The sequence below is a fragment of the Kosakonia sp. S42 genome, from assembly GCF_016624785.1.
GTDB lineage: Bacteria > Pseudomonadota > Gammaproteobacteria > Enterobacterales > Enterobacteriaceae > Kosakonia > Kosakonia cowanii.
Genome location: NZ_JACVTW010000012.1, coordinates 106,370 through 129,729, shown reverse-complemented (window position 1 = coordinate 129,729; position 23,360 = coordinate 106,370). Strand labels below are relative to the sequence as shown.

Genomic DNA, 23,360 nt, shown 5'->3' with positions numbered 1-23,360 from the left:
GGGATTGACAAGGGGAGCGCGGCCGCTTCCCTTGTCCCGTTCACCGCATAAAAGATTAATGAAACTCCCCATCGCCTGGTGAACGGAACCCTTCCACCAATGCAACATGCACATCGCCGGATGGCGCGTATCGCTTATCCGGCCTACGGGTCGGAGCGGTTTGTAGGCCGGATAAGGCGCAGCCGCATCCGGCAATGTGTGTCGCGGAGATATCGCCGGATGGCGCGTACCGCTTATCCGGCCTACGGGTCGGAGCGGTTTTGTAGGCCGGATAAGGCGTAGCCGCCATCCGGCAATCAATGCCAGCCCAGCTAGATCTAACAAAACGCAGGCATAAAAAAACCGCCCGGTGAGGGGCGGTTGAAGGATAAGGCAGGAAAACCTGCCTTAAGCGGCAGAGATTAGCCCAGCAGAGACAGCACGTTCTGCGGAACCTGGTTAGCCTGTGCCAGCACGGTGGTGCCTGCAGACTGCAGAATGTTCGCGCGGCTCATTTCAGATACTTCAGACGCGAAGTCAGCATCCAGAATACGAGAGCGGGATTCAGACAGGTTGTTAACGGTGTTGTTCAGGTTGCTGATAACAGACGCGAAACGGTTCTGTACCGCACCCAGACCGGAACGCATTTCATCAACCTGCGCCAGCGCTTCGTCGATTTTGGTCAGCGGATCGGTGGTTGCCTGAGTGGTAGAAACAGCCTTACCGCTGTCGGTTGCAACGAAGCCAGCAGACATATCCGCTTCAGTCAGGTTGCCGGCACCATCGTCAACGTAGAAGTTACCTTTACCATCTTCCATTAATTTACCGCCCGCAGCGGTGATGGCAGTCATATCAATCGCCTGGTCTTTCATCATGTTCTCACCATCAACGCTGGTGGTTGAACCTGTGACAGAGGCAGAGGCGTCGACGCTGGAGTCGAAGGAGATCTCACCCGTGGTCGGATCTTCGGTTACGGCATACAGTTCTGAGCCTTTCTTCGCAAAGACAGCACCGCTATCGTCAACCACGATATCGTCGATGCTGGTCACTGCGGTACCGGAAGAGGTGTCGGTAAAGTTAGAGGTATCGTAATCGAAACCGCTGTCAACTTTCGCTGTACCGGTAACTTCGGTCAGAGTGCTGGTATCAAGGCCGTTAGCTACGCTGAAGCCGTCCATACCCAGAGTAGAAGAGTCCATCTGGTTCAGTTCGATATCGATAGTCTGGCCATCGTTAGAACCAACCTGGATAGAGAGCTTCTGGTCTTTGCTCAGTACTTTCACGCCGTTGAACTCGGTCTGTTCAGAGATACGGTTGATCTCGTCCAGACGCGCGTCGATTTCGTCCTGGATGGACTGACGGTCAGAATCGGAGTTGGTGCCGTTCTGCGCCTGTACGGACAGACGACGGATGTTCTGCAGGTTGTCGTTGATTTCGTTCAGCGCGCCTTCAGTGGTCTGTGCAATGGAGATACCATCGTTGGCGTTACGGGAAGCCTGAGTCAGACCGTTGATGTTGGCGGTGAAACGGTTAGAGATCGCCTGACCTGCTGCATCGTCTTTCGCGCTATTAATACGCAGACCAGAAGAGAGACGTTCAATTGCAGTACCCAGAGAGTCCTGAGATTTGTTCAGGTTGTTCTGAGCGACGAGGCTAAGGGCGTTAGTATTAATAACCTGGGACATGATAGTTCCTTATACACAATTTACTATACAGAGTATGGTTATGCGTCATTTCGTTCGCATACTAAATAAATCGGCCTTTTAAAAAATGACTAAAGTTTTTCAGGGCAGAAACTTTTTCTTGAGTCGGCCGTTTTTTGATTAAACACGCCGTTTTGATGCAATTCTGTCTCTTATTTATACGTTTTTTGTTTTTATTTTAAGAATTAGCGCCAGGAGTGGCGTCATATCGACTATTTAGTTGTGGGTTAGTGGTTGGTGATTTCTTTGGTGACTCTTCCTATATAAAGAAGAAAAGATGAGGAGAGAGCGATAGGCCAAACTAAAGCCATTTTTGCTGCCATTTAAAGGCAATAAAACAATGCTTTTTGAAAAGCTGTTTGATGGCCTGGTAATACGTAAGGGAAGCCGGATGGCTATATATTTGTTGTCTTTTAGATAACGGTAAAAAATTCATCTTTTATTTTCCTGCGCCGATAGCTTAATAGAGAACCACCGCAAAACGAGATTTCCGACAGGAGAAAAAATGGGTATTTCATCACTAGGCGTCGGTACCGGCGGGATTGATACAGCCTCAATGCTGGAGCAGATTCAGGCGGCCGAGCAAACGCGACTGACGCCTTATTCCAACCTCAAGAGCAAATATGAGTCGCAGATTTCCGACTGGGGCAAAATCTCCAGCCTGATGTCGACGCTGCAAAAAAGCATCACCACCATGAGCGGTGATGCCTTTAATAAATTAAACGTCAGCAGCAACGAAGCGTTCACCGCCACGGCAACCAGCAGCGCACAAGCCGACAGCCATTCGGTAACCATCTCCCAGTTAGCTGCCGCGCACAAGCTAAAAACCCAGGCGCAAGCCAGTGCCGATACCGCGCTTGGCACCAGTAACACCGGCGGTACGCGCACCATCACCATCACCCAGAACGACGGCAAAACCATGGAAGTTGAACTGGAAGATGATGAAACGTCGCTGAACCAGATTGCGAAAGCGATCAATAAAGAGAAGGGCAACGTCACCGCCTCGGTACAGCGTACCGATGATGGCTACCAGCTAGTGCTGAGCTCGAAAACTACCGGTTCCGACGGCGAAATGTCGGTAAAAGTGGATGGCGATGCTTCGCTGGCGGGCGTGCTTGATACCGCTAACGGCGGTCAGCATATTGACGATCAGGGCCAGGTGATTAATGACCCGGGCCAGAGCGACAATATGATTTCGGTCTCTGATGCGAAAGATGCCAAGCTGCGCGTCGACGGCTCGGACTACACCCGTTCCAGCAACAACATCACCGACATCATTGATGGCGTCACGCTGAACCTGAAAACCGTGTCGGAAAATGGTGACGCTGAGCAGTTAACGCTGACCAACGATACCTCGGCGATCAAAACCAGCCTGCAAGACTTCGTCAGTAAATACAACGCGTTGCTCAAGCAAACCACCTCTTCCAGTAAGTATGTCGCGGCAGATACCTCCGATCTGGGCGATGAAGAAGTGGCGACCGAAAACTCCGACAACGGTTCGCTGATGGGTGACTCCACGCTGCGTGGGCTGGTGAGCGAGCTGCGCTCAACCGTTAACGGTGTGTATGGCGATGCGGGCGCAACTTACGGTTCACTGGCAGATTTAGGCATTACTATCGATGCCGCTACCGGCCAGATGACACTGGATGAAGATACGCTGGACGAAGCGATTGCCGATAACCCGGAAGAGATTGCCACCATGTTCACCGGACGCAGCGATAGCGAAGGTATGGCCACGTCGCTCGGCAAAATCATGACCGATTACCTGGGGGATTCGAAAACCGATACCGACGGCATCATTGAAGGGGCGACCGAGAGCCTGGAAGATCAGACTGAAATCGTACAGGCGCAGATCGATAAAACCCAGAAGCTGATTGATGCGCAGGTGGAGGTTTACCGCGTGCAGTTCCAGAACCTGGACTCCCTGATGTCGAACCTCAACAGCATGAGCTCGCAGCTCACCTCGCTGCTCTCCACACTCTAATTTTTATTTACAGCAGGCCGTTATCGGCCTGCTTTGAGGAGCTTTTTATGTATGCATCACAAGGCGCCAACGCCTACGCCCGGATTTCGCTGCAAAGCAAACTCGCTGGCGCGACGCCGCACCAGTTAATTACTATGCTGTTTGACGGCGCGCACAGCGCCATCCTGCAGGCCGCCATCCATTTTGAGAACGGTAATGTCGCCCAGCGCGGCAAAATGATTTCGAAAGCGATCAATATTATTGATAACGGCCTGCGCGCCGCGCTCGATCATGAAACCGGAAAAGGTATCGCCGCTGATCTCGAACAGATGTATGAATATATGTCGCGCACGCTGCTTGAGGCCAATCTGCATAATAATCCCGAGCCGTTAAAACATATTGATGGTTTATTAATGAAGCTGGCAGCGACCTGGAAAGAGATTGAACCGGCACAGAAAAGGGTGCGCTATGGCTGAAATAATTCCTCATTACTATCGCGAGCTGTATGAGATGAACCTGGCGATCCTCGCAATGGCGAGAGAAGCGCGCTGGGATGATTTTATTGAGGTTGCTTCGCGTTATGTCATCAAGAAGCAGGATATTTTAAATAACAGTACGGATGCCCTTTCGGCCAGTGAAAAAGAGGCGCTGAAAGGTCTGCTACAACAGTTGCTCGATAATGAAGCTGAAATCACCCGCAATTTACGGGCGCGTCTTGATACGTTAAAGCAGAACTTATCCTCTATACATCGTGGTGCCCGGTGCAGCCAACTTTATACCCTTCATCAAGCCCCTTCGTTACATTGAGTTTATAAAAAAGGCTGTAGGTTGATTCTAAACCTGGAGCCTTTTTAATTACCTTAACGATAATTCACGGTTAATTGATTGCGCAGCACAGTAAGCGGCGGCTGAAGTTGACCGACACGGTTCACAGAATAGATAAAACGAAACTCTCCGCTGGCCGGAAAAGGTATCGCCACGCGTTGCGTTCCCGCAAGCGCGGGTAATATAACGCAGCGCTCAATGCGACAGAGCTTAATTTCTAATCCCGGTGGGGGAGGGGTGAGCAGGGTAATGCGCCAGGAGAAGTGCGTCACGCGCGCAGAAGGGGAGAGGTGGTCAGGGGCATGCAGCGGGTGGGCGCGCAGGATCGCTTTACCGAGGCTGACGCTGCCGCCCATACTTGTGGCGCTCCACGCGCCTTGTGGCGGTTGAGCCGCTGCCGGCAAGGCCAGCAGCAGGCTTATCAGCAGGGCGCGTTTCACGCACTGGTGCCAATCACGGCGGTCATCTGCACCGTTTTATTGTTGCTGATCTCCATGGTCGACAGCACGCCAAGCTGCGGGAAGGCGCGGCGCAGGAAGCGCGACACCATGGTGCGCAGCGCCGGGTTGACCAGCACCACCGGCGAGACGCCGAGGGATTGCTGTTCGGTAATGGCGCGATCGGCCTGGCGCATCAGGTTTTCCGCGATACCCGGCTCAATGGCGCTGCCGCTTTGCAGTGACTGAATCAGCAATCTCTCCAGCGCGCTGTCGAGGCCAATCACTTTGATATCATCATCATTGCGGAACCACTGGGCGGTGATCGCGCGGCCCAGACGTACGCGCACCTGCGAGGTGAGCTCATCCGGATCGCTCTGCACCGGCGCATACTCCGCCAGCGTATCAATAATGGTGCGCATATCGCGGATCGACACACGCTCGGCCAGCAGGTTCTGCAACACTTTGTGGAACAGCGTGACGGAGATGACGCCCGGGATCAGATCTTCCACCAGCTTCGGCATCTCTTTGGTGATGCGATCGAGCAGCTGCTGCGTCTCCTGGCGGCTGAAAAGCTCTTCGGTGTGCAGCGTGATGAGGTGGTTCAGGTGGGTGGCGATCACCGAACTGGGATCGACTACCGTAAAGCCCTGGATCTGCGCCTGTTCACGCAACACTTCATCGATCCAGCAGGCGGGCAGACCGAACGCCGGATCGACGCACGGCGTACCCGGCAGCGTCCCTTCCGCATAGCCGGGGTTGATCGCCATCCAGCGGTCGGACTCAATATCACCGCTGCCAATCTCTACGCCCTTCAGCAGAATGCGGTAATGACCGGGCGCCAGATCGAGGTTATCGCGAATATGGATCGGCGGCGGCAGAAAGCCCATCTCCTGCGCGAACTTCTTACGGATACCGCGTACGCGCACCAGCAACTGGCCATCCTGGGTGCTGTCAACCAGCGGAATCAGGCGGTAACCCACTTCGAGGCCGAGCACATCTTCCATCTCGACATCTTCCCACGAGGCTTCGGCAGACGCATGATCGTTGGCGGCCTGCGCGCTGGCGCTATCTTTATCATCAGCAACACCGCGCCTGGCGGCGGCGGGTTGCTTCATTTGGCGGCCGCGCATCCACCAGGCGAGCCCCAGCAGAATGGCGGTAAACATCAGGAAGACAAAGTTTGGCATGCCGGGGATCAGCCCCAGCAGGCCGATAACGCCAGCAGAAAGCACCATCACCCGCGGGTTGTTGAACAGCTGGCTGACCATCTGCTCGCCGATATCTTCATCGTTGGAGACGCGGGTGACAATCACACCGGCGGCGGTCGAGATAATCAGCGCCGGGATCTGCGCCACCAGACCGTCACCGATGGTCAGCAGGGTGTAAGTCTCGCCCGCTTCGGCGACGCTCAGGCCGTGCTGAAGCACGCCGATGGTCAGACCGCCGATGACGTTAATCGCCATGATCAGCAGCCCGGCGATCGCATCCCCGCGCACGAACTTACTCGCACCATCCATCGAGCCGTAAAAGTCGGACTCCTGGGTCACTTCGCTGCGGCGACGTTTGGCCTCGGCTTCGCCGATAAGCCCGGCGTTGAGGTCGGCGTCGATCGCCATCTGTTTGCCGGGCATGCCGTCGAGCACAAAGCGCGCGCCCACTTCGGCGATACGCCCGGCACCTTTGGTGATGACCATAAAGTTGATGATGATGAGGATGGCGAACACCACGATACCAATCGCGAAGTTGCCGCCCACCAGGAAGTGGCCGAAGGCCTCAACCACCCGTCCCGCGGCGGCGGCACCGGTGTGGCCCTCCATCAAAATAATACGCGTTGAGGCGATGTTAAGTGCCAGTCGCAACAGGGTTGAGAAGAGCAGCACGGTCGGGAAGGCGGAAAACTCGAGGGTCTTCTGCGTAAACATCGCCACCAGCAAGATCATCAACGACAGGACGATATTGAAGGTGAAGAGCGTATCGAGCAAAAAGGCGGGCAGCGGCAGCACCATCATTGCCAGAATCAGCATGATCAGCACCGGTCCGGCCATAATTTGCCATTCGGTTTCTTTAAACGCCGGTAAGCGTAGTTTGCTGGCGAGATTAGCCATCAGTCTTTACTCTCAGTTGCGAAATCCATCGACGCAGGAACCGCAAGGTTCCCGGGTTTTTTCGGCGGAATGCCGCCGCTACTGCGCCAGCGTCGCAGGCCGTAAACCCAGGCCAGAACTTCCGCGACGGCGCTATAAAGCTCACCCGGGATCTGCTCGCCAATATCACAGTGGCGATAGAGCGCGCGGGCAAGCGGGGGCGCTTCGAGCATCGGCACGCGGTGTTGCGCGCCCAGCTCACGTATTTTTAAGGCGATATCGCCGGCACCTTTCGCCACCACCGTCGGCGCACTCATGCCGCCCTCTTTGTAGGAGAGCGCCACTGAGTAGTGCGTCGGGTTGTTGACGATGACATCCGCTTGCGGGATGTCGGCCATCATCCGGCTGCGAGCCGCCGCGCGCTGCATCTGCTTGATGCGGCTCTTGATATGCGGATCGCCCTCTTGTTGTTTAAACTCATCGCGGATCTCCTGGCGGCTCATGCGCAGCTTCTTCAGGTGACTCGTGATTTGGTAAAAGACGTCGTAGCCCACCACCGGCAGCAGGAAGAAGATCACCATCAGCAGGCAGTTAAGTACCATGCTCATGGCGTGGGCGACGGCCATCGGTAACGCTTCGTTAACCAGCTGGATGAAATGCGCTTTGTTGTTGTAGAGGTAGAGCGCGAAGGCGCACGCCACCAGCGCCACCCTCAGGCTGCCTTTGAGCATTTCCGACATCACTTGCGCGGAGAAGAGCCGTTTCAGCCCCTGCAACAGCGACAACCGCTTGAGATCGACCTTCAGCGATTTGCCGCTTAAATTGACCCCGCCCAGCAGCATCGGCGCGGCAATTCCGGTGATGAAGAGACCGAATAAGATGGGCAGCAGCGCACTGCCCATCATCTCCAGTAAAAAGCGCGCCTGATGGAACATCGACTGCGGATCCATCACCGGTAAGCGGTTGAGCACCAGCCCGCTGCGCAGCAGTTGCATCATGCTGTGGGCAAACTGATTGCCGCCGGAGAGCATCAGTGCCCAGCCGGCCAGCAGCATCAGTAACGAACTCAGCTCTTTCGAGCGTGGGATCTGCCCCTCTTCACGCGCCTTCTGTTTTCGGTGGGGCGTGGGTTCTTCGGTTTTTTCTACGTCGCTCTCTTCTGACATGACCTGCTCAGTGCACGGGCCGCGCCCGCTGCTTTAGAAGCCCAGCGAATCAAGCAGGTCATCGACCTGATCTTGCGTCGCCATCACTCCGGCTTTGTTGCTGTCGACCTGCGGACCGTTGACCAGCGTCACTTCATCCTCTTTCACTCTCTTCTCCTGCGGCGCATCTGGCACGTACTCCAGCAGCACCTGGATAAGCTCGGTCTCGACCGTTTCAATCAGCGACATCATGCGGCGAATCACCTGGCCGGTAAGATCCTGGAAGTCCTGCGCCATCATGATCTCCATCAGGTGCTCATCGCTTTTGCGTGCCGCCTGCGGTGCCTGTGTCAGGTAGTCACGGGTCGCGGTGACTAACTCCCGGGCATCGGCGAGTTCCACGGGCGCGGCAAACCAGGCATCCCAACGTGTCGCCAGCTGCTCGCCGTCATTAACGATCCTCTCCTGCAGCGGGCGCGCCTCTTCGACGCAGGTCAGCACGCGCTCGGCGGCCTGCGCGGTTTTGCCTACCACATAGTTCAACCGCTCACGGGTATCCGGAATGGCGTCGGCCGCTTCGATAATGGTGCGATCCAGCCCGAGGTCGACCAGGCTGTCGCGCAGCAGTCGCGCCAGTTGCCCGACGCGGGAGAAGATGCCTTTGAAATCCTCTTCAGGTTGCGTATGTTCCGCCGTCATGGGTTACCAGCCGATCTTTTCAAAAATTTTGTTCAGCTTCTCTTCAAGCGTTGCCGCGGTGAACGGTTTCACCACGTAGCCGCTGGCTCCGGCCTGCGCGGCGGCGATGATGTTCTCTTTCTTCGCTTCGGCAGTGACCATCAGCACCGGCATGGTTTTCAAATTCGCATCGTTGCGAATTTCCGTCAGCAGCTGTAAGCCGTCCATGTTGGGCATGTTCCAGTCGCTGATCACAAAGTCGAAGGCGTCTTCGCGCAGCTTGTTCAGCGCATCCAGGCCATCTTCCGCCTCTTCAACGCGGTTAAAGCCCAAATCTTTCAAAAGGTTGCGCACAATGCGTCGCATGGTGGCGAAGTCATCGACAACTAAAAAACGTAAGTTCTTGTCGGCCATCTCTATTTCCTAAACTCAGTAAGTGGAACGGGTAGTGGGGTGGTGGTTAAATTCTGCGAGCCTGATCGGCCGAGTGGTTCAAAATGTGCTGGCCAATATGGTCCAGATCGACCGTTTCACAGGCGGCGCCAAGGGCAATCGCTTCGCGCGGCATACCAAAGACCACGCAGCTGCGCTCGCTCTGGGCGATGGTCCATGCGCCGGCTTCACGCATCGCCAGCAGGCCGGCGGCACCGTCGCTGCCCATGCCGGTTAAAATCGCCCCGACGGCGTTTTTCCCCGCGCAGCGTGCGACGGAGTGAAAGAGCGCATCCACCGACGGGCGATGGCGGTTGATCGGCGAGTCATCACTCAATTTGATGTGATAGTTCGCCCCGCTGCGCGTCAGCTCCATATGGAAGCCGCCCGGCGCGATGTAAACATGACCGGGCAGGACGCGGTCACCCTCTTCAGCCTCCTGTACCGACATCTGACAGAGATGGTCAAGCCGGTTAGCGAACGAGCGGGTAAAACCGCCCGGCATATGCTGCGCAATCACGATGCCGGGGCTGGTGGCGGGCATCGGCACCAGCAGCTGGCGCAGCGCCTCGGTGCCACCGGTCGATGAACCAATAGCAATAATCTTTTCGCTGCCAATCAGCGGGCCGTGAACAATACGCCGCGGTTGCGGCTTACCGTCGCGGCGGGCGACGCGCGCTTTCGCCGCCATACGGATTTTGTCGACAATCATCTCGCTGTAGTGCGCCATGCCGTCCTGCAAACCGGTTTCCGGCTTGGTAATAAAATCAACCGCCCCCAGCTCCAGCGCGCTGAGGGTAATGTCCGAGCCCTTGTTGGTCAGCGAGGAGAGCATCACCACCGGCATCGGGCGCAGACGCATCAGGCGCTCAAGAAAATCGAGGCCATCCATGCGCGGCATTTCAACATCCAGCGTCAGCACATCCGGGTTGTGCTGCTTGATCAAATCGCGGGCGATGATGGGATCGAGGGCAGTCGCTACCATTTCCATATCCGGTTGTTCATTGACGATGCGCGTCATGATTTTGCGAATCAGCGACGAGTCATCAATGCAGAGCACCTTAATCTTTTTCATCCTTCTCACTCCGCGAGGCGATAGACGGACTGTCCGAGCAAACGAAATGGACTGTTCATGTTTTGAAAATGTTCAGAGTGACCCACGAACAGCAGCCCGCCAGGCTTGAGCATTTTCGCGAAGCGCTGAAGCAGCTTCCCCTGGGTGTTGTGATCGAAATAGATCATCACGTTGCGGCAAAAGATCGCATCGAACGGGGCGGGAATATCCCACTGGCTTTCGATCAGGTTGAGCTGGCGAAACTGCACGCTGTTGCGCAGTTCGCTTTTGATTTTCACCATATTTGCCTGATCGCCAGTGCCGCGTAAAAACCAGCTTTTTTTCTGCTGCTCGCTCAGGTTGTCGATATCCGCCAGGCGATAAACGCCCTGGACCGCTCGCTCCAGCACGTCGGTGTCGATATCGGTCGCCAGCACGCGCGGGCCGGTAATACTGCGGCCCAGCGCCGCCTCCAGCGTCATCGCAATCGACCACGGCTCTTCGCCGGTTGAGGCCGCCGCGCACCAGACGCTGTACATCCCCGGTCGCGACTGGGCATGCTTCGCCAGCGTCGGAAAGTGGTACGCCTCGCGAAAAAAGGAGGTCAAATTGGTGGTCAGGGCGTTAATAAACTCCTGCCACTCGCGGCTGGCCGGGTTGTTGACCAGCAGCGCAATGTAGTCGTCGAATCTGCGCAGATTTAGCTCCCGCAGGCGGCGGGAGAGGCGGTTGAACACCATGTCTTTTTTTTGCGGCGTCAACACAATGCCAGCGCGCTGGTAAATCAGCGCGCTGATTTTTTCTAATTCATGGCCGGTCAACGTGCCCGGCGTGGGCGCTGCGCTATCGGCAGATGAAAATCTATTTTTCTGGCTCTTTGTCATAAGTGTTGGCTTAAACCCATGGGTTTTTAAACGCACATTGCTGGTGACGCTAAAATGAATCACCGGCGATATGCCGGCTATTTTATTAACAGTGATAAAACAGCCGGACTTATTCAGCCGTGAAAAATAGCAGCACTATTTTCGCGTTAATCGAGAATAAGATATTGCTTAGGCGTTATACCGGCATTCTCATTATTTCCTGGTAGGCGCTGACGAGTTTATTTCGTACCTGCACGCCCAGGTTTAACGCCACCGATGATTTTTGAATAGAGACCATCACATCATTCAGGCCGATCCCCTCGGCACCGGTGAGATAAGCCTGTGACTGTTGCTTAGCAAATGTCTGCATTCCGCTAATATTGTTAATGCTGTTAAGCAAAATATTAGAAAATTGTGAACTGCTTTCTGTTTTACGCGTCGCGCTGTTAAAGGGGTTTAACGCACTGATATCTGAGACTTGTCTGGCCTGCGACTGAATCTGATCCAATACGCCGCCTAATGTATTCATCGACATGAAAATGACCTTATTAGTTATTGGCCGCAAGCTTACCATGTGGTCTGAAAAACGACATAACGTGAATAGCTGACACAAATTTCACCTTATTACCACTTAGAAAAACGGGCTTTCTGTAGATAATACGCATCCGGGAATTTTCCTGAGAAATACATTTGCTTTTATTAATTGCATACCAGATGAGCCGAGCCGTAATTATTTTTACTTTTAATTCCGGCATTCACTTTTACAGGACATTGGCATGACTGCCACAATCACCGGTAGTAAAAAGAAAGGCATTGTCGATGTAAAGGCAGTGCTCGAAAATATTCGGGCTAACCCCCGCATCCTCTTTTTTGTCGCGGCTGCGGCCGCTATTTCTATTGTTATTGCGCTGATGTTCTGGGCGAAAGAACCAGACTACCGCGTGCTCTATAGCAATATCAGCGAGGAGGATGGCGGCGCGGTTGTCACCCAATTGAAACAGATGCAGGTGCCGTACCGTTTTGCCGAGCATGACGGCTCCATCGAGATCCCCTCAGAGCAGATCTACGAAGTGCGTCTCAAGCTGGCGCAGCAAGGGTTGCCGAAGGGCGGCTCGGTAGGTTTTGAACTGCTGGACCAGGAGAAGTTTGGTATCAGCCAGTTCAACGAGCAGGTCAATTTCCAGCGCGCGCTGGAGGGCGAACTGTCTCGCACTATCGAAACCCTCGGGCCGGTGCGCTCGGCGCGCGTCCACCTGGCGATGCCGAAGCCGTCGCTCTTTTTGCAGGATCGCAAAGAGCCTTCCGCTTCGGTGACGCTGAACCTGATTAACGGCAGAACGCTCGATTCAGGGCAGGTGAGCGCCATTACTTTCATGATCTCCAGCGCGGTGCCGGGGCTGAGTGCCGATCGGGTGACGATTGTCGATCAGAGCGGCCACATGATGTCGCAGAGCGGCGCGCAGGCTACCCAGACCACGCAGCTGCAATATGTGCGCAAGATGGAGTCCGATTATCAGCGCCGTATTCAGGCGATCCTCGCGCCGATTGTCGGCACGCAGAACGTCAGAACCCAGGTAACCGCGCAGGTTGACTTCACCCAGCATGAGCAGACGGCGGAGCAGTATCAGCCGAACAGCCGCCCGGAAAATATGGCGATTCGCAGCCGTCAGAGCAGCAACAACGAGCAGGGCGGCAAAAATGCAGTCGGCGGCGTGCCGGGCGCGTTAAGCAACCAGCCACCGGCCCCGGTCTCCACGCCGATTGAAGATCCCGCAGCGCAGCAGGCCAACAGGCAGGGCGGCGCGAACGGTAATAACGCGGCACCCGCTGCGGCACCGGCACCGACGCTGACGCCTTACAACAAGCAGAGCGATGAGACCACCAACTACGAGGTGGATAAAACGCTGACCCACATCAAGCGCAACACCGGCGTGCTTGAGCGCCTCTCCGTTGCGGTGGTGGTGAATTATAAGGCGGGCAAAGATGGCAAGCCGGTGGCGCTCAACAAGGCGCAGCTGGATCAGATCAATGCGCTGGTGAAAGAGGTGATGGGCTTCTCCGACAAACGCGGCGATACGCTGAACGTCGTCAATACCCTCTTTACCGACCAGGAAGAGGAAGCGCCTGTTCCGCTGTGGAAACAGCCGGAATTTATCAAGCTGATGCTCTCCGGCGCGCGCTATCTGTTTGTGGCGCTGATCGCCTGGATCCTGTGGCGCAAGGCGGTGCAACCCTTCTGGATCCGCCATCAGGAGATGCTGATCCAGCGTCTGGAGATGGAGAAAGAGGTGCGCCAGGCGGAGCTGGATGAGCAGGTGCGCAAACGCCAGAGCGCGGAAACCGCCAAAGCGCAGCAGCGCGTCGAAACCGAACAACAGGCGCAGCACCTGCGTGAAATGGCTGACCAGGAGCCGCAGGTCATCGCCCTGGTGATTCGCCAATGGTTAAATAAGGAGCAGAAGTCGTCATGAACGCCGCCGAGAAATGCGCCATAGTCATGCTGACGCTCGGTGACGAGCGTGCAGCCGAAGTCTTTAAGCACCTGAATACCCACGAAGTGACCATGATCAGTAGCGCCATGGTCTCGATGGGCACCTACACCCACGATCAGCTGGCGGTGGTGATGAAGGAGTTCCGCCGCGATTCCGGTGAATTTGCGGTGCTCGATGTCAACACCAATGAATACCTGCGCAGCGTGCTGGTGAAAGCGCTGGGCGAAGAGCGTGCTAACACCCTGCTCGAAGATCTGCTTGAGGCCAATGATGATCGTAACGGCATCGAAACGCTCAACTTTATGGAGCCGCAGATGGTCTTCGATCTCATCCGTGATGAGCATCCGCAGATTATCGCCACCATCCTTGTCCACCTGAAACGCAGCCAGGCAGCCGATCTGCTGGCGAAATTCGACGAGCGCGAACGCAACGACATTCTGCTGCGTATCGCCACTTTCGGCGGCGTGCAGCCGGTGGCGCTGCAGGAGCTGACGGAAGTGCTCAACAACCTGCTGCATGGTCAGAACATCAAGCGCAACAAGATGGGCGGCGTGCGTCCGGCGGCGGAGATCCTCAACCTGATGAAATCTCACCAGGAAGATGCGGCTATCGAAGCGGTTCGCGAATACGACCAGGAGCTGGCGCAGAAAATTATCGACGAGATGTTCCTCTTCGAGAACCTGGTCGAGATGGAAGATCGCAGCATCCAGCGCATCCTGCAGGATATCGACAACGAATCGCTGATCGTCGCGCTGAAAGGCGTGGACGACGCGCTGCGCGACAAGTTCTTCCGCAATATGTCCAAACGTCAGGCCGACATTATGCGTGACGATCTGAACTCCCGTGGCCCTGTGCGTATGTCGCAGGTCGAAAACGAACAGAAAGCGATCCTGCTGGTGGTGCGTCGTCTGGCGGAGACCGGCGAGATTGTGATTGGTGGAGGCGACGATGCCTACGTCTAAGACCCAGTGGCACGCCTGGCGGCCTGAAAACCTGCTCGACGACGCGTTAAGCAGCGAGCCCGAGCTACGCACCGCCGTGCCGGCCAGCGATCCGGCGAGTGAAGCGGCGCTACAAATGGAACTCTCACGCCTGCGCAAGCAGGCCGAGCAGAAAGGGTTTGCCCAGGGCCAGACGCGCGGCGTGGAAGAGGGGACAAAACTCGGCTACGCGAAAGGCTTTGAAGAGGGGCGCGAAGAGGGCATCGAGAAAGGGATGGCCGAATACCGCCAGTTACAGCAAGCGCAGGCGCAGGAGTTCGCGCAGCTGGTTGATAACGTCAAAATTACCCTTGATAGCCTCGACAGCGTGATGCCCGCGCGGCTGGTGCAGGTGGCGCTGATGGCAGCGCGCAGCCTGCTCGGCGAAAGCGTGGTCTCAACCACCACCAACGCCTGGCTGCTGACCCGCATTCAGCAACTGTTGCAGGAAGATACCAAACAGCTGGGGCAGGTGAAGTTGTGGATCAGCCCGGAGGCATCGGCGTCGGTTCAGGAGCAACTGGGCGAAGTGCTGCATGCCCGTGGCTGGGAGTTGTGCACCGATGCGCAGATGCTGCCGGGCGGTTGCCGCCTGACTACCGACGGCGGTGAGCTTGATGCCACCACCGAAACCCGCTGGAACGAACTCTGCACCCTGAGCCGGGAGGACTTCTCCCTATGACCGCGCGGCTGAAGACATGGCTTGATGGCGTGGATCTGCGCGAGAAGCGCATCGCGGCGCTGCCGCTGTTTCGCCGCTACGGCCGCCTGACCCGCGCCACCGGTCTGGTGATGGAAGCCGTCGGCCTGAAGCTGCCCATCGGCACGCTCTGCATTGTCGAGCGTGAAAGTGAAGAGGGGATCCAGCGGGTCGAGAGCGAAGTGGTCGGCTTTAATGGCGAGATCCTCTATCTGATGCCCCTTGAGAACGTCGAGGGCGTGTTGCCGGGGGCGCGCGTTTATGCGCTCGGCAACAACACCAAAGGCAAACAGTTACCGCTGGGGCCGGAGCTGCTCGGGCGTGTGCTCGATGCCAGCGCCCGCCCGCTCGACGGCCTGCCGCCGCCCAACACCAGCGATCGCGGGCCGCTCTTTACGCCGCCGTTTAACCCGTTACAGCGCGATCCGATTAAAAACGTGCTCGATGTCGGCGTGCGCGCCATTAACGGCCTGCTTACCGTCGGGCGCGGGCAGCGCATGGGCCTGTTTGCTGGTTCCGGCGTCGGCAAAAGCGTGCTGCTGGGGATGATGGCGCGCTTTACCAAAGCGGATGTGATTGTCGTCGGTCTGATTGGCGAACGTGGCCGCGAAGTGAAAGATTTTATCGAAAACATCCTTGGTAAAGACGGGCTTAAACGCTCGGTGGTGATTGCTGCCCCGGCCGATGTTTCGCCGATTTTGCGTATGCAGGGCGCGGTGTACGCCACGCGCCTGGCAGAAGATTTCCGCGATCGCGGCCTCAACGTTCTGCTGATTATGGATTCCCTCACCCGTTACGCGATGGCACAGCGTGAGATCGCGCTGGCGATTGGCGAGCCGCCCGCCACCAAAGGCTATCCGCCCTCGGTGTTTGCCAAACTCCCCGCGCTGGTGGAGCGCGCCGGGAACGGCATCAAAGGCGGCGGTTCGATCACCGCCTTCTATACCGTGTTGACGGAAGGGGACGATCAGCAGGATCCGATCGCCGACTCGGCGCGTGCGATCCTCGATGGTCACGTGGTGCTCTCCCGTCGTCTGGCCGAGTCTGGCCACTATCCGGCGATCGATATTGAAGCCTCGATCAGCCGTGCGATGACCGAACTGATTGACCCGGCGCACTACAAAAAGGTGCAGCGCTTTAAGCAGATGCTCTCTTCGTATCAGCGCAACCGCGATCTGGTGAGCGTAGGGGCCTATGCCGCTGGCAGCGATCCGCTGCTGGATCAGGCCATTACCCTCTATCCAAAAATGGAGGCCTATCTGCACCAGGGCATTCATGAGTCCTGCGAATATGACGACTCCTATCGCGGGCTGTCGGCGCTCTTTCCACAGGGCAATAACGCGTAATGTGAAGGTGAAATGATGGCGAGCCAAAACCCGATGGATGTCCTGCGCGAGTTGGCAGAGAAGAAACTGAACGACACCACGACCCGCCTCGGTTCGGCGCGCCAGACCCACCTTAACGAAACCGCACGGCTCGATCAGCTCAAGACCTATGCGCAAGAGTATCGCGAGCAGATGCAGTCGACGATTGTCGATCAGGGCGTATCGATTATGGCCCTCCAGGCGCACCAGCACTTTTTGACCTCGCTGGATGGCGTCGTGGCGCAACAAGTCAGGAGAGTATCTGCCAGTCAGTACACGGTGGATAACGTGCAGGAAGCATGGAGAAAAGATAAGCAGCGGCTGAATGCTTTCGAAGCACTGAAAAACCGTGCCGACGCACAGCGATTGTTAAAAGAGAACCGACTGGAACAGAAGATGATGGATGAGTTCGCTCGTCGCGCCAGTCAAAGGAATAAATAAGATGATTATCCGACATTCACTCCCGGCCTCGCCCGTTGACGCGGGACGTCAGACCGCTTCCGCTTCCTCCGCGCAGGAAGAGGGGCACTTCGCTGGCGAACTGAAAAAGCAGCTCTCATCCGGAGAGGCTCAGGAGACCCGGCAGAACGGCGCGCCGCAGGATAAGGTGAAAAAGCCTGCTGATAAAAAAGCGCAGCTCGCTGACGCCACGCCTGCGACTCAGGCTTTACCTGCCGACCTGCTTACCCAGGCGGCGACTACCCTGGCGATGCCGCTTGATGCCTCTGCCACCGCAGCGGATGCGCTGCTGGCACAGGGCGTGCAGACGGCGCAGGCCGATCTGGCGGCACTGCCGCAGGTGAGTGCCGATCCGACGCTGGCTGCCGCCGTACCGGCAAGCCCACTTCTCGGCGCGGCATTGCCGGTTGAGCCGCAGGCTGGCGATCCGCTGACTCAGGTCAATTTCACCGCCGTGCTGGATAAGGAAAAGCCGACCGAGGTTCTGCCTGCTGGCGTTAAGCCGCAGCCGACACGGCCCGAGGCACAACCCGCGATGCCATTAGCGGAGCGTGCCGTTGAGGGTAAAGCGCAATCGTTAACTTCTGCTGACAGCAGCGCCCTGCCGACTTCACCTGCAGCTGCCCCCCTTAGCGAGAGCCTGACGCAGGCGCTGCATAACGTAAAAAGTGCCGAGCCGGTTGCCACGCCGCATATCGTCGCTCAGGCTGCGCCAGTGACGGCAACCGCTCCCGCCACCGCGATCGCTACCTCAACCGTTGCAACCGCTACGTTACAAGCGGAGGTCGGCACCCCGGCCTGGCAGCAATCTTTAGGTCAGCAGATTGCCGTCTTTAGCCGTAACGGCGTGCATCACGCCGAGCTGCGCCTCCATCCGGAAGAGCTGGGCGCGTTGCAGGTGAGCCTGCGGGTAAATAACGATCAGGCGCAGGTGCATTTTGTCTCCGAGAGCCACCACGTTCGCGCGGCGCTGGAGTCGGCAATGCCGAACCTGCGCACCATGCTTGAGGAGTCCGGTATTTCCCTCGGGCAGAGCAGCGTAGGTGCAGACACCTCCTCTTCGGCGGGTGATGCCCACTCCGGTCATACATCCGGACAAGGAAAGTCTGAGAGCGGGCAGGGCGATCTGAGTGTTTCCTCCGAGGAAGAGAGCCCGGTCGTCACGCGCGTTATGCATTATTCGCGCGGAATCAACACCTTTGCGTAATAGCCGGGCGTGAACTGGCAAGGTGCCGTCACTAATTTCAGTTTTTCAATGAATTGTCCTGGATGGGTGCTGTATTAAAATAACGGCATTCCATCAGGTCATTCGCCAGTCGCGTGATTGCTGATTTAATTTTTACTACAGAGTTATCCATCAAATGCCGAAGAAAAAACAAGCAGCGCAAGGCGGGAAGAAAAGTCCGCTATTAATTTTACTTATCCTGTTAGTTATCCTGGGTGTCTGCGCAATTGGCGCGTATGCCTATGTGGAAATCAGTAAATTAAAAAATCAGGTCACCCATATTAATAGTGGCAAGCCATCCGCAGCACCGGTTGTGGAAGCGACCCCGGTTTATATGGATCTCGACACCTTTACCGTCAGCCTGAAACCCGATGACCATGACAGCGATCGTATTCTCTATATCGGCCTGACCTTCAAAGTTGCGAGCGCTGAAGCGAAAATCGCGCTGGAAAAACATCTGCCGGAAATTCGTAGCCATTTACTGGTGCTCTTTTCTCAACAAACTGCGGCTGAATTAACCGGCGATCAGGCAAAAGCTTTACTCGCGGCGAAAACCAAAGATGCGGTTAATGCCTCACTCCCAGGCCAGCATAAACCGATGGTAACAAACGTCCTGTTTAATGCATTTATCTTACGGTAATCATAATGTCGGACAGTATTTTATCCCAGGATGAGATCGACAATCTTCTGAATGGCGGTCCCAGCAGCAGTGAAAATAGTGCGCCGGCCACCCCCGCATCGCCAGAAGATAATATTAAGCCTTACGATCCGAATACGCAGCGTCGTGTTGTCCGTGAACGTTTATATTCGTTAGAGATTATCAACGAACGTTTTGCGCGCCAGTTTCGCATCGGCTTATTTAATATTTTGCGTCGTAGCCCGGATGTCACCGCAGGAAACATTAAGATTCAGCCGTACCATGAGTTTGCGCGTAATCTGCCGGTGATGACCAGCCTGAACCTGATGAACATGAACCCGCTACGCGGCACGGCGCTCTTTGTCTTCTCGCCAAATCTGGTCTTTACGGCGGTGGATAACCTGTTTGGCGGTGACGGTCGCTTCCCGACCAAGGCGGACGGGCGCGAATTTACCCCAACGGAACAGCGCATTATTCAGCGCATGTTAGTGATGGCGCGTGAGGCCTATGACTATGCGTGGACCTCAATTTTCAAAATTAAAACCGAGTTTGTGCGTTCTGAATTGCAGGTGAAATTTACCAATATCACCTCATCACCGAATGATATTGTGGTGACGACGCCTTTTCAGGTGGATATTGGCTCGCATAGCGGTGAGTTACAGATCTGTATGCCGTTTAGCATTATTGAGCCGATTCGCGAATTGTTAACCAATCCGCCGCTGGAAAACTCGCAGCATGAAAATAATCAGTGGCGCAGTTCGTTAGCCTCGCAAATGCGCGATACCGAACTGGAGTTGGTAGTGAAATTCGCTGAGATCTCCACCCGTCTCTCAAGAATTATGAAGCTAAAACCGGATGACATTATTCCGCTGGATAAGCCCGAGCAGCTTGGCGGGTTTGTTAATGATGTACCGGTAATGACCGGTAAATACGGCAGCGCAAATAATCAATACGCCATCCAGGTTGATGCGTTACAGAATTCAACATTATTAGGTTTCAAGAAGGAGTAATTGTCGTATGAGCGATATGGAACATGATTCAGGCTCAAATAAGTCTTCGCTCGGCGACATCTGGGGCGACGCAATGAGTGAACAGTTTTCCAGTGAAAACAGTGCCGAGGTGCTTTCCCAGGCGGAAGATGTAATGGTGAATTTATCTGAAGATTTAAACCTGGTGCTCGATATCCCGGTGAAAATGACCGTGGAATTAGGCCGCACCAAAATGACGATCAAAGAGTTATTGCGATTAAGCCCAGGCTCCATTGTTTCTCTGGATGGCCTCGCGGGCGAGCCGCTTGATATTTTGATCAATGGTTATTTAATCGCGCAGGGCGAGGTCGTGGTGGTTTCCGATAAATTCGGCATCCGTATTACCGACATTATTACCCCGTCTGAGCGCATGCATCGTTTGAGCAGATAATGAATACGTCGTCGCTTAATGCTGTTCAGCCCGTCTCCGCAGCGCCAGCAATGGCGCCTGTTGGCACCGGCAATATTATCGGCGCACTGGCGCTGGTGATCCTGTTAATGGCGGCTATCGCCTGGATCGCCCGCCGCAGTGGCGTCGCTACGCGAATGGTAAAGGGACATAACATTCTTTGTGTGAAACACACCCAGTCAATCGGTGCGCGCGAGCGCCTGGTGGTGGTCGAAGTGGACGACAAATGGCTGCTGCTGGGCGTGACGCAGGACAATATCACTAACCTGATGACCATGGAGAAACGGGCAGACGTAGAAGACGTTAAAGCAGCGTCGTTCCTGCCGACTTTCCAGAGCGCGTTAGTGAACTGCATTGCCCGGCGCAAAGGTGAGAGCAAATAAGATGAAACGTAACGCTCGCCTGCTGATGCCCCTCTGCGGCCTTGGCCTGGCGCTCGCCGGATGGCTGCTCCCGGCCCAGATGGCGCTGGCGGCCAACAATGACATTCTGCTCTCGCACTCCGCGAACGGCGAGAGCTGGTCGCTGCCGGTTCAGACCCTGGTGCTGCTGACATCGCTCACCTTTTTGCCCGCCATCCTGCTGATGATGACCGGCTTTACCCGCATCGTGATTGTGCTGGGGCTGCTGCGCAGCGCGCTCGGTACCGCAAGCACGCCGCCCAACCAGGTGCTGCTCGGGCTGGCGCTCTTTTTGACCTTCTTCGTGATGTCGCCGGTGCTGAACCGGGTCTATGACGACGCCTGGGTACCGCTGTCGCAGGACAAGATCTCTATGGAAGTCGCCATAGAGAAGGGCTCGCAGCCGCTGCGCGCCTTCATGCTGAAGCAGACCCGTGAAGGGGATCTGGCGCTCTTCTCCCGCATTGCGAACGCTGGCGACTTCGCTAACGCCGACGCGGTGCCGATGAGCATCCTGGTGCCTGCGTTTGTCACCAGTGAGCTGAAAACCGGCTTCCAGATAGGCTTCACGCTGTTTATTCCGTTTCTCATCATTGACCTTGTGGTCGCCAGCATTCTGATGGCGCTGGGGATGATGATGGTGCCGCCGGCGACGATTTCGCTGCCCTTTAAGCTGATGCTGTTTGTGCTGGTCGATGGCTGGCAGCTGATTATTGGTTCCCTCGCGCAGAGCTTCTTTTAGCAAGAGAGTAAAAAATGACACCTGAAAGTGTAATGTCGCTGGGGTTCCAGGCCACCAAAGTGGGGCTGATGATCGCCACCCCGCTGCTGTTAGCCGCACTGGCGGCCGGCCTGCTGGTCAGCATTCTGCAGGCTTCAACACAGATCAACGAAATGACCCTGTCGTTTATTCCCAAGATCCTGACGCTGGTGGTGGTACTTATCGCCTGCGGCCCGTGGATGTTAACCACGCTGGTTGACTACATGCGCGGGCTCTTTACCAGCTTGCCGTACCTTATTCGCTAACTATGTTTACGCTCTCGCTGGTTCACCTCTATGACAACGTAAACCAGTACTTCTGGCCCTGCCTGCGCATGCTGGCGCTGTTCGGCGCCGCGCCGATTTTCAGCGAGAAGCCGCTCAGCGCCCGCTTCAAAGTAGCGCTGGGGCTGTTAACCGCTTTTCTTATTGCGCCGCAGCTGCCCGCCAGCAACATTGCCATCGCCTCGCTGGATGGCTTCTGGGCCTGCTGCCAGCAGCTGATTATCGGCATCGCCATTGGCCTTTCCGTGCAGCTGATTTTTGTCGCCGTGCGCCACGCGGGCGAGATTATCGGTATGCAGATGGGGCTCTCCTTTGCCATGGTTTACGATCCTGCCGGCGGCCCGAGTATGCCGGTGGTCGCGCGCCTGTTAAACCTTTTTGTCACGCTGCTGTTTCTCACTTTTGATGGCCATCTCTATATGCTGGAAGTGCTGGCCAGCAGTTTCACCGCGTTTCCGATCAACGCCGCACCGTTGGGTGCAAACGGCTTTATGGCGATGGTCAGCGCCGGGGAGATGATCTTCCGTTACGGCATGATGCTCGGCCTGCCGGTTATCACTCTGCTGCTGTGTCTCAACCTGACCATGGGGCTGCTCAACCGCCTCTCGCCGCAGCTCTCCATCTTCGTCATTGGTTTTCCGATTTCGTTAACCGTCGGCATGGTCGCCATGTCGCTGGTGATGTTCACGCTGGCTCCCTTCTTCGAAAATATGATGGGCGGCATTTTTGACCGCCTGTTCGTGATCCTTACGGGGTTCAGATAGCCATGAAGGGATGCTGCTATTTACCGTGCTGTTATTCACTTTTCGTCACCGGAGGTGACGTTTGCCAGGGAAGGGGTTATGAGCCTGAAATCCTCCGTCAGTAACGCTAATGTTTTGATTTACAGCGAAGATCACTTTTCCGCGATGGGGCTGATCACGCTGATAAAGCTCTATCGCCCCAATTTACGCGTCAGCTATATCAGCAGCCTTGAGGAGGCGAGCCGGGCGACCGGGAGTAAGCTGCGTATTCTGGTGGCGGTGGCCACTCAGGCCACTAATTTGATGTCGTTGATGCAGACCACCCACCATTTGCGGGAGCTGAAAGAGGAGTTGCCCTGCCTGTTGCTGTGCGAGGATTTCGATCCCGTGCTGCCCGCGCTGCTGCCGGATATGCTGCGGCTCAGCCTTAATGCGCCGATCCGCACGGTATTTGAGTCGATTACCGGCCTGATGTCGAAAAAGCGCGCGAAACCGCAGGAACTTTCGGTTCTGCCGCTGCTGACTCACCGCCAGCGCGAAGTGTTATGCCTGCTGGCGTCCGGCTCCAGCGCGCAGGAGGTCTCCTCTACGCTCGGCATCAGCCTGAAAACCGCCTACGTTCACCGGCGCGATATTCTCACGCGTCTTAACATCGGCCCGAGCTACTACCGCGGCGTCTTTACCGGCCGCCTGGCCTGATGTCGTCGGTTCA

At 56.1% G+C, this 23,360-nt stretch carries 26 protein-coding genes; 17 read left to right on the top strand and 9 right to left on the bottom strand.

Annotated features, from left to right (window positions below; genetic code table 11):
* Positions 1-401: 401 nt before the first annotated feature.
* Positions 402-1,664 carry a FliC/FljB family flagellin gene (locus tag IAE50_RS15405; protein ID WP_200580647.1) on the bottom strand — a complete coding sequence of 421 codons (1,263 nt, stop codon included), beginning with the start codon at positions 1,662-1,664 and terminating at the stop codon, positions 402-404.
* A gap of 523 nt (positions 1,665-2,187) precedes the next feature.
* On the opposite strand from IAE50_RS15405, the gene fliD reads away from it, so the two are divergent.
* Genes fliD through fliT form a run of 3 tightly spaced genes read left to right on the top strand, consistent with a single transcriptional unit; the run spans position 2,188 to position 4,452 of the window.
* The gene (fliD, locus tag IAE50_RS15400; protein ID WP_200580646.1) at positions 2,188-3,666 is read left to right on the top strand and encodes a flagellar filament capping protein FliD; all 1,479 of its coding nucleotides are present in this window, start codon (positions 2,188-2,190) and stop codon (positions 3,664-3,666) included.
* A gap of 47 nt (positions 3,667-3,713) precedes the next feature.
* On the top strand, positions 3,714-4,121 hold the full coding sequence (gene fliS / locus IAE50_RS15395) for a flagellar export chaperone FliS (RefSeq protein WP_042712461.1): 408 nt from the start codon (positions 3,714-3,716) through the stop codon (positions 4,119-4,121).
* Positions 4,114-4,452 (top strand): flagellar protein FliT, encoded by a 339-nt coding sequence (gene fliT / locus IAE50_RS15390; protein ID WP_054804580.1) that lies wholly within the window; start codon positions 4,114-4,116, stop codon positions 4,450-4,452. Before fliS ends, fliT begins: the two co-directional genes overlap by 8 nt.
* Before the next feature lie 53 nt (positions 4,453-4,505).
* On the opposite strand, the gene IAE50_RS15385 is transcribed toward fliT, so the two are convergent.
* The 8 genes from IAE50_RS15385 to fliE form a co-directional block, all read right to left on the bottom strand.
* Positions 4,506-4,910 (bottom strand): flagellar protein FlhE, encoded by a 405-nt coding sequence (locus tag IAE50_RS15385; RefSeq protein WP_200580645.1) that lies wholly within the window; start codon positions 4,908-4,910, stop codon positions 4,506-4,508.
* The gene (gene flhA / locus IAE50_RS15380) at positions 4,907-7,015 is read right to left on the bottom strand and encodes a flagellar biosynthesis protein FlhA (protein ID WP_042712456.1); all 2,109 of its coding nucleotides are present in this window, start codon (positions 7,013-7,015) and stop codon (positions 4,907-4,909) included. Before flhA ends, IAE50_RS15385 begins: the two co-directional genes overlap by 4 nt.
* Positions 7,015-8,160 (bottom strand): flagellar biosynthesis protein FlhB, encoded by a 1,146-nt coding sequence (gene flhB, locus IAE50_RS15375; protein ID WP_139965834.1) that lies wholly within the window; start codon positions 8,158-8,160, stop codon positions 7,015-7,017. The genes flhA and flhB overlap by 1 nt, the downstream gene beginning before the upstream one ends.
* 33 nt (positions 8,161-8,193) lie before the next feature.
* A complete protein-coding gene (gene cheZ, locus IAE50_RS15370) occupies positions 8,194-8,838 on the bottom strand; it encodes a protein phosphatase CheZ (RefSeq protein ID WP_042712454.1) in 645 nt (214 codons plus the stop codon).
* 3 nt (positions 8,839-8,841) lie between these two features.
* Positions 8,842-9,231, bottom strand: a complete 390-nt coding sequence (gene cheY / locus IAE50_RS15365; RefSeq protein ID WP_042712453.1) for a chemotaxis response regulator CheY — start codon at positions 9,229-9,231, stop codon at positions 8,842-8,844.
* Positions 9,232-9,277: 46 nt separating this feature from the next.
* Positions 9,278-10,324, bottom strand: coding sequence for a chemotaxis response regulator protein-glutamate methylesterase (locus IAE50_RS15360; protein WP_042712452.1), 1,047 nt, complete (start codon positions 10,322-10,324; stop codon positions 9,278-9,280).
* 5 nt (positions 10,325-10,329) lie between these two features.
* On the bottom strand, positions 10,330-11,187 hold the full coding sequence (locus IAE50_RS15355) for a CheR family methyltransferase (RefSeq protein WP_083699330.1): 858 nt from the start codon (positions 11,185-11,187) through the stop codon (positions 10,330-10,332).
* 175 nt (positions 11,188-11,362) lie between these two features.
* Complete coding sequence (gene fliE, locus IAE50_RS15350; protein ID WP_200580644.1) at positions 11,363-11,701, bottom strand: flagellar hook-basal body complex protein FliE; 339 nt, start codon at positions 11,699-11,701, stop codon at positions 11,363-11,365.
* Between the two features lie 241 nt (positions 11,702-11,942).
* Between fliE and fliF the strand changes: the two genes are divergently transcribed.
* The 14 genes from fliF (at position 11,943) to IAE50_RS15280 (ending at position 23,347) form a co-directional block, all read left to right on the top strand.
* Positions 11,943-13,637: a flagellar basal-body MS-ring/collar protein FliF gene (gene fliF / locus IAE50_RS15345; RefSeq protein WP_200580643.1), complete on the top strand. Its 1,695-nt coding sequence runs from the start codon at positions 11,943-11,945 to the stop codon at positions 13,635-13,637.
* Complete coding sequence (gene fliG, locus IAE50_RS15340; RefSeq protein WP_042712448.1) at positions 13,634-14,620, top strand: flagellar motor switch protein FliG; 987 nt, start codon at positions 13,634-13,636, stop codon at positions 14,618-14,620. Before fliF ends, fliG begins: the two co-directional genes overlap by 4 nt.
* Positions 14,607-15,320 carry a flagellar assembly protein FliH gene (locus IAE50_RS15335; RefSeq protein WP_200580642.1) on the top strand — a complete coding sequence of 238 codons (714 nt, stop codon included), beginning with the start codon at positions 14,607-14,609 and terminating at the stop codon, positions 15,318-15,320. The genes fliG and IAE50_RS15335 overlap by 14 nt, the downstream gene beginning before the upstream one ends.
* Positions 15,317-16,684 carry a flagellar protein export ATPase FliI gene (gene fliI / locus IAE50_RS15330; protein ID WP_200580641.1) on the top strand — a complete coding sequence of 456 codons (1,368 nt, stop codon included), beginning with the start codon at positions 15,317-15,319 and terminating at the stop codon, positions 16,682-16,684. Before IAE50_RS15335 ends, fliI begins: the two co-directional genes overlap by 4 nt.
* Positions 16,685-16,696: 12 nt before the next feature.
* Complete coding sequence (gene fliJ / locus IAE50_RS15325) at positions 16,697-17,143, top strand: flagellar export protein FliJ (RefSeq protein ID WP_225975664.1); 447 nt, start codon at positions 16,697-16,699, stop codon at positions 17,141-17,143.
* A 1-nt stretch (position 17,144) separates the two neighbouring features.
* On the top strand, positions 17,145-18,368 hold the full coding sequence (locus IAE50_RS15320; protein WP_200580640.1) for a flagellar hook-length control protein FliK: 1,224 nt from the start codon (positions 17,145-17,147) through the stop codon (positions 18,366-18,368).
* A gap of 262 nt (positions 18,369-18,630) precedes the next feature.
* Entirely contained in the window at positions 18,631-19,026 is a 396-nt protein-coding gene (locus IAE50_RS26480; RefSeq protein WP_309228091.1) for a flagellar basal body-associated FliL family protein, read from the top strand.
* Positions 19,027-19,031: 5 nt separating this feature from the next.
* Positions 19,032-20,033, top strand: coding sequence for a flagellar motor switch protein FliM (fliM, locus tag IAE50_RS15310; protein ID WP_042712442.1), 1,002 nt, complete (start codon positions 19,032-19,034; stop codon positions 20,031-20,033).
* Between the two features lie 7 nt (positions 20,034-20,040).
* Positions 20,041-20,442, top strand: coding sequence for a flagellar motor switch protein FliN (fliN, locus tag IAE50_RS15305; protein WP_042712440.1), 402 nt, complete (start codon positions 20,041-20,043; stop codon positions 20,440-20,442).
* Positions 20,442-20,843, top strand: coding sequence for a flagellar biosynthetic protein FliO (gene fliO, locus IAE50_RS15300; protein WP_200580638.1), 402 nt, complete (start codon positions 20,442-20,444; stop codon positions 20,841-20,843). Before fliN ends, fliO begins: the two co-directional genes overlap by 1 nt.
* Position 20,844: 1 nt before the next feature.
* A complete protein-coding gene (fliP, locus tag IAE50_RS15295) occupies positions 20,845-21,603 on the top strand; it encodes a flagellar type III secretion system pore protein FliP (protein WP_083699326.1) in 759 nt (252 codons plus the stop codon).
* Positions 21,604-21,617: 14 nt separating this feature from the next.
* Positions 21,618-21,887 (top strand): flagellar biosynthesis protein FliQ, encoded by a 270-nt coding sequence (fliQ, locus tag IAE50_RS15290; RefSeq protein WP_042712437.1) that lies wholly within the window; start codon positions 21,618-21,620, stop codon positions 21,885-21,887.
* A 2-nt stretch (positions 21,888-21,889) separates the two neighbouring features.
* Complete coding sequence (gene fliR, locus IAE50_RS15285) at positions 21,890-22,669, top strand: flagellar biosynthetic protein FliR (protein ID WP_042712436.1); 780 nt, start codon at positions 21,890-21,892, stop codon at positions 22,667-22,669.
* A gap of 78 nt (positions 22,670-22,747) precedes the next feature.
* The gene (locus IAE50_RS15280; protein ID WP_200580637.1) at positions 22,748-23,347 is read left to right on the top strand and encodes a LuxR C-terminal-related transcriptional regulator; all 600 of its coding nucleotides are present in this window, start codon (positions 22,748-22,750) and stop codon (positions 23,345-23,347) included.
* The last annotated feature ends 13 nt before the right edge of the window (positions 23,348-23,360 follow it).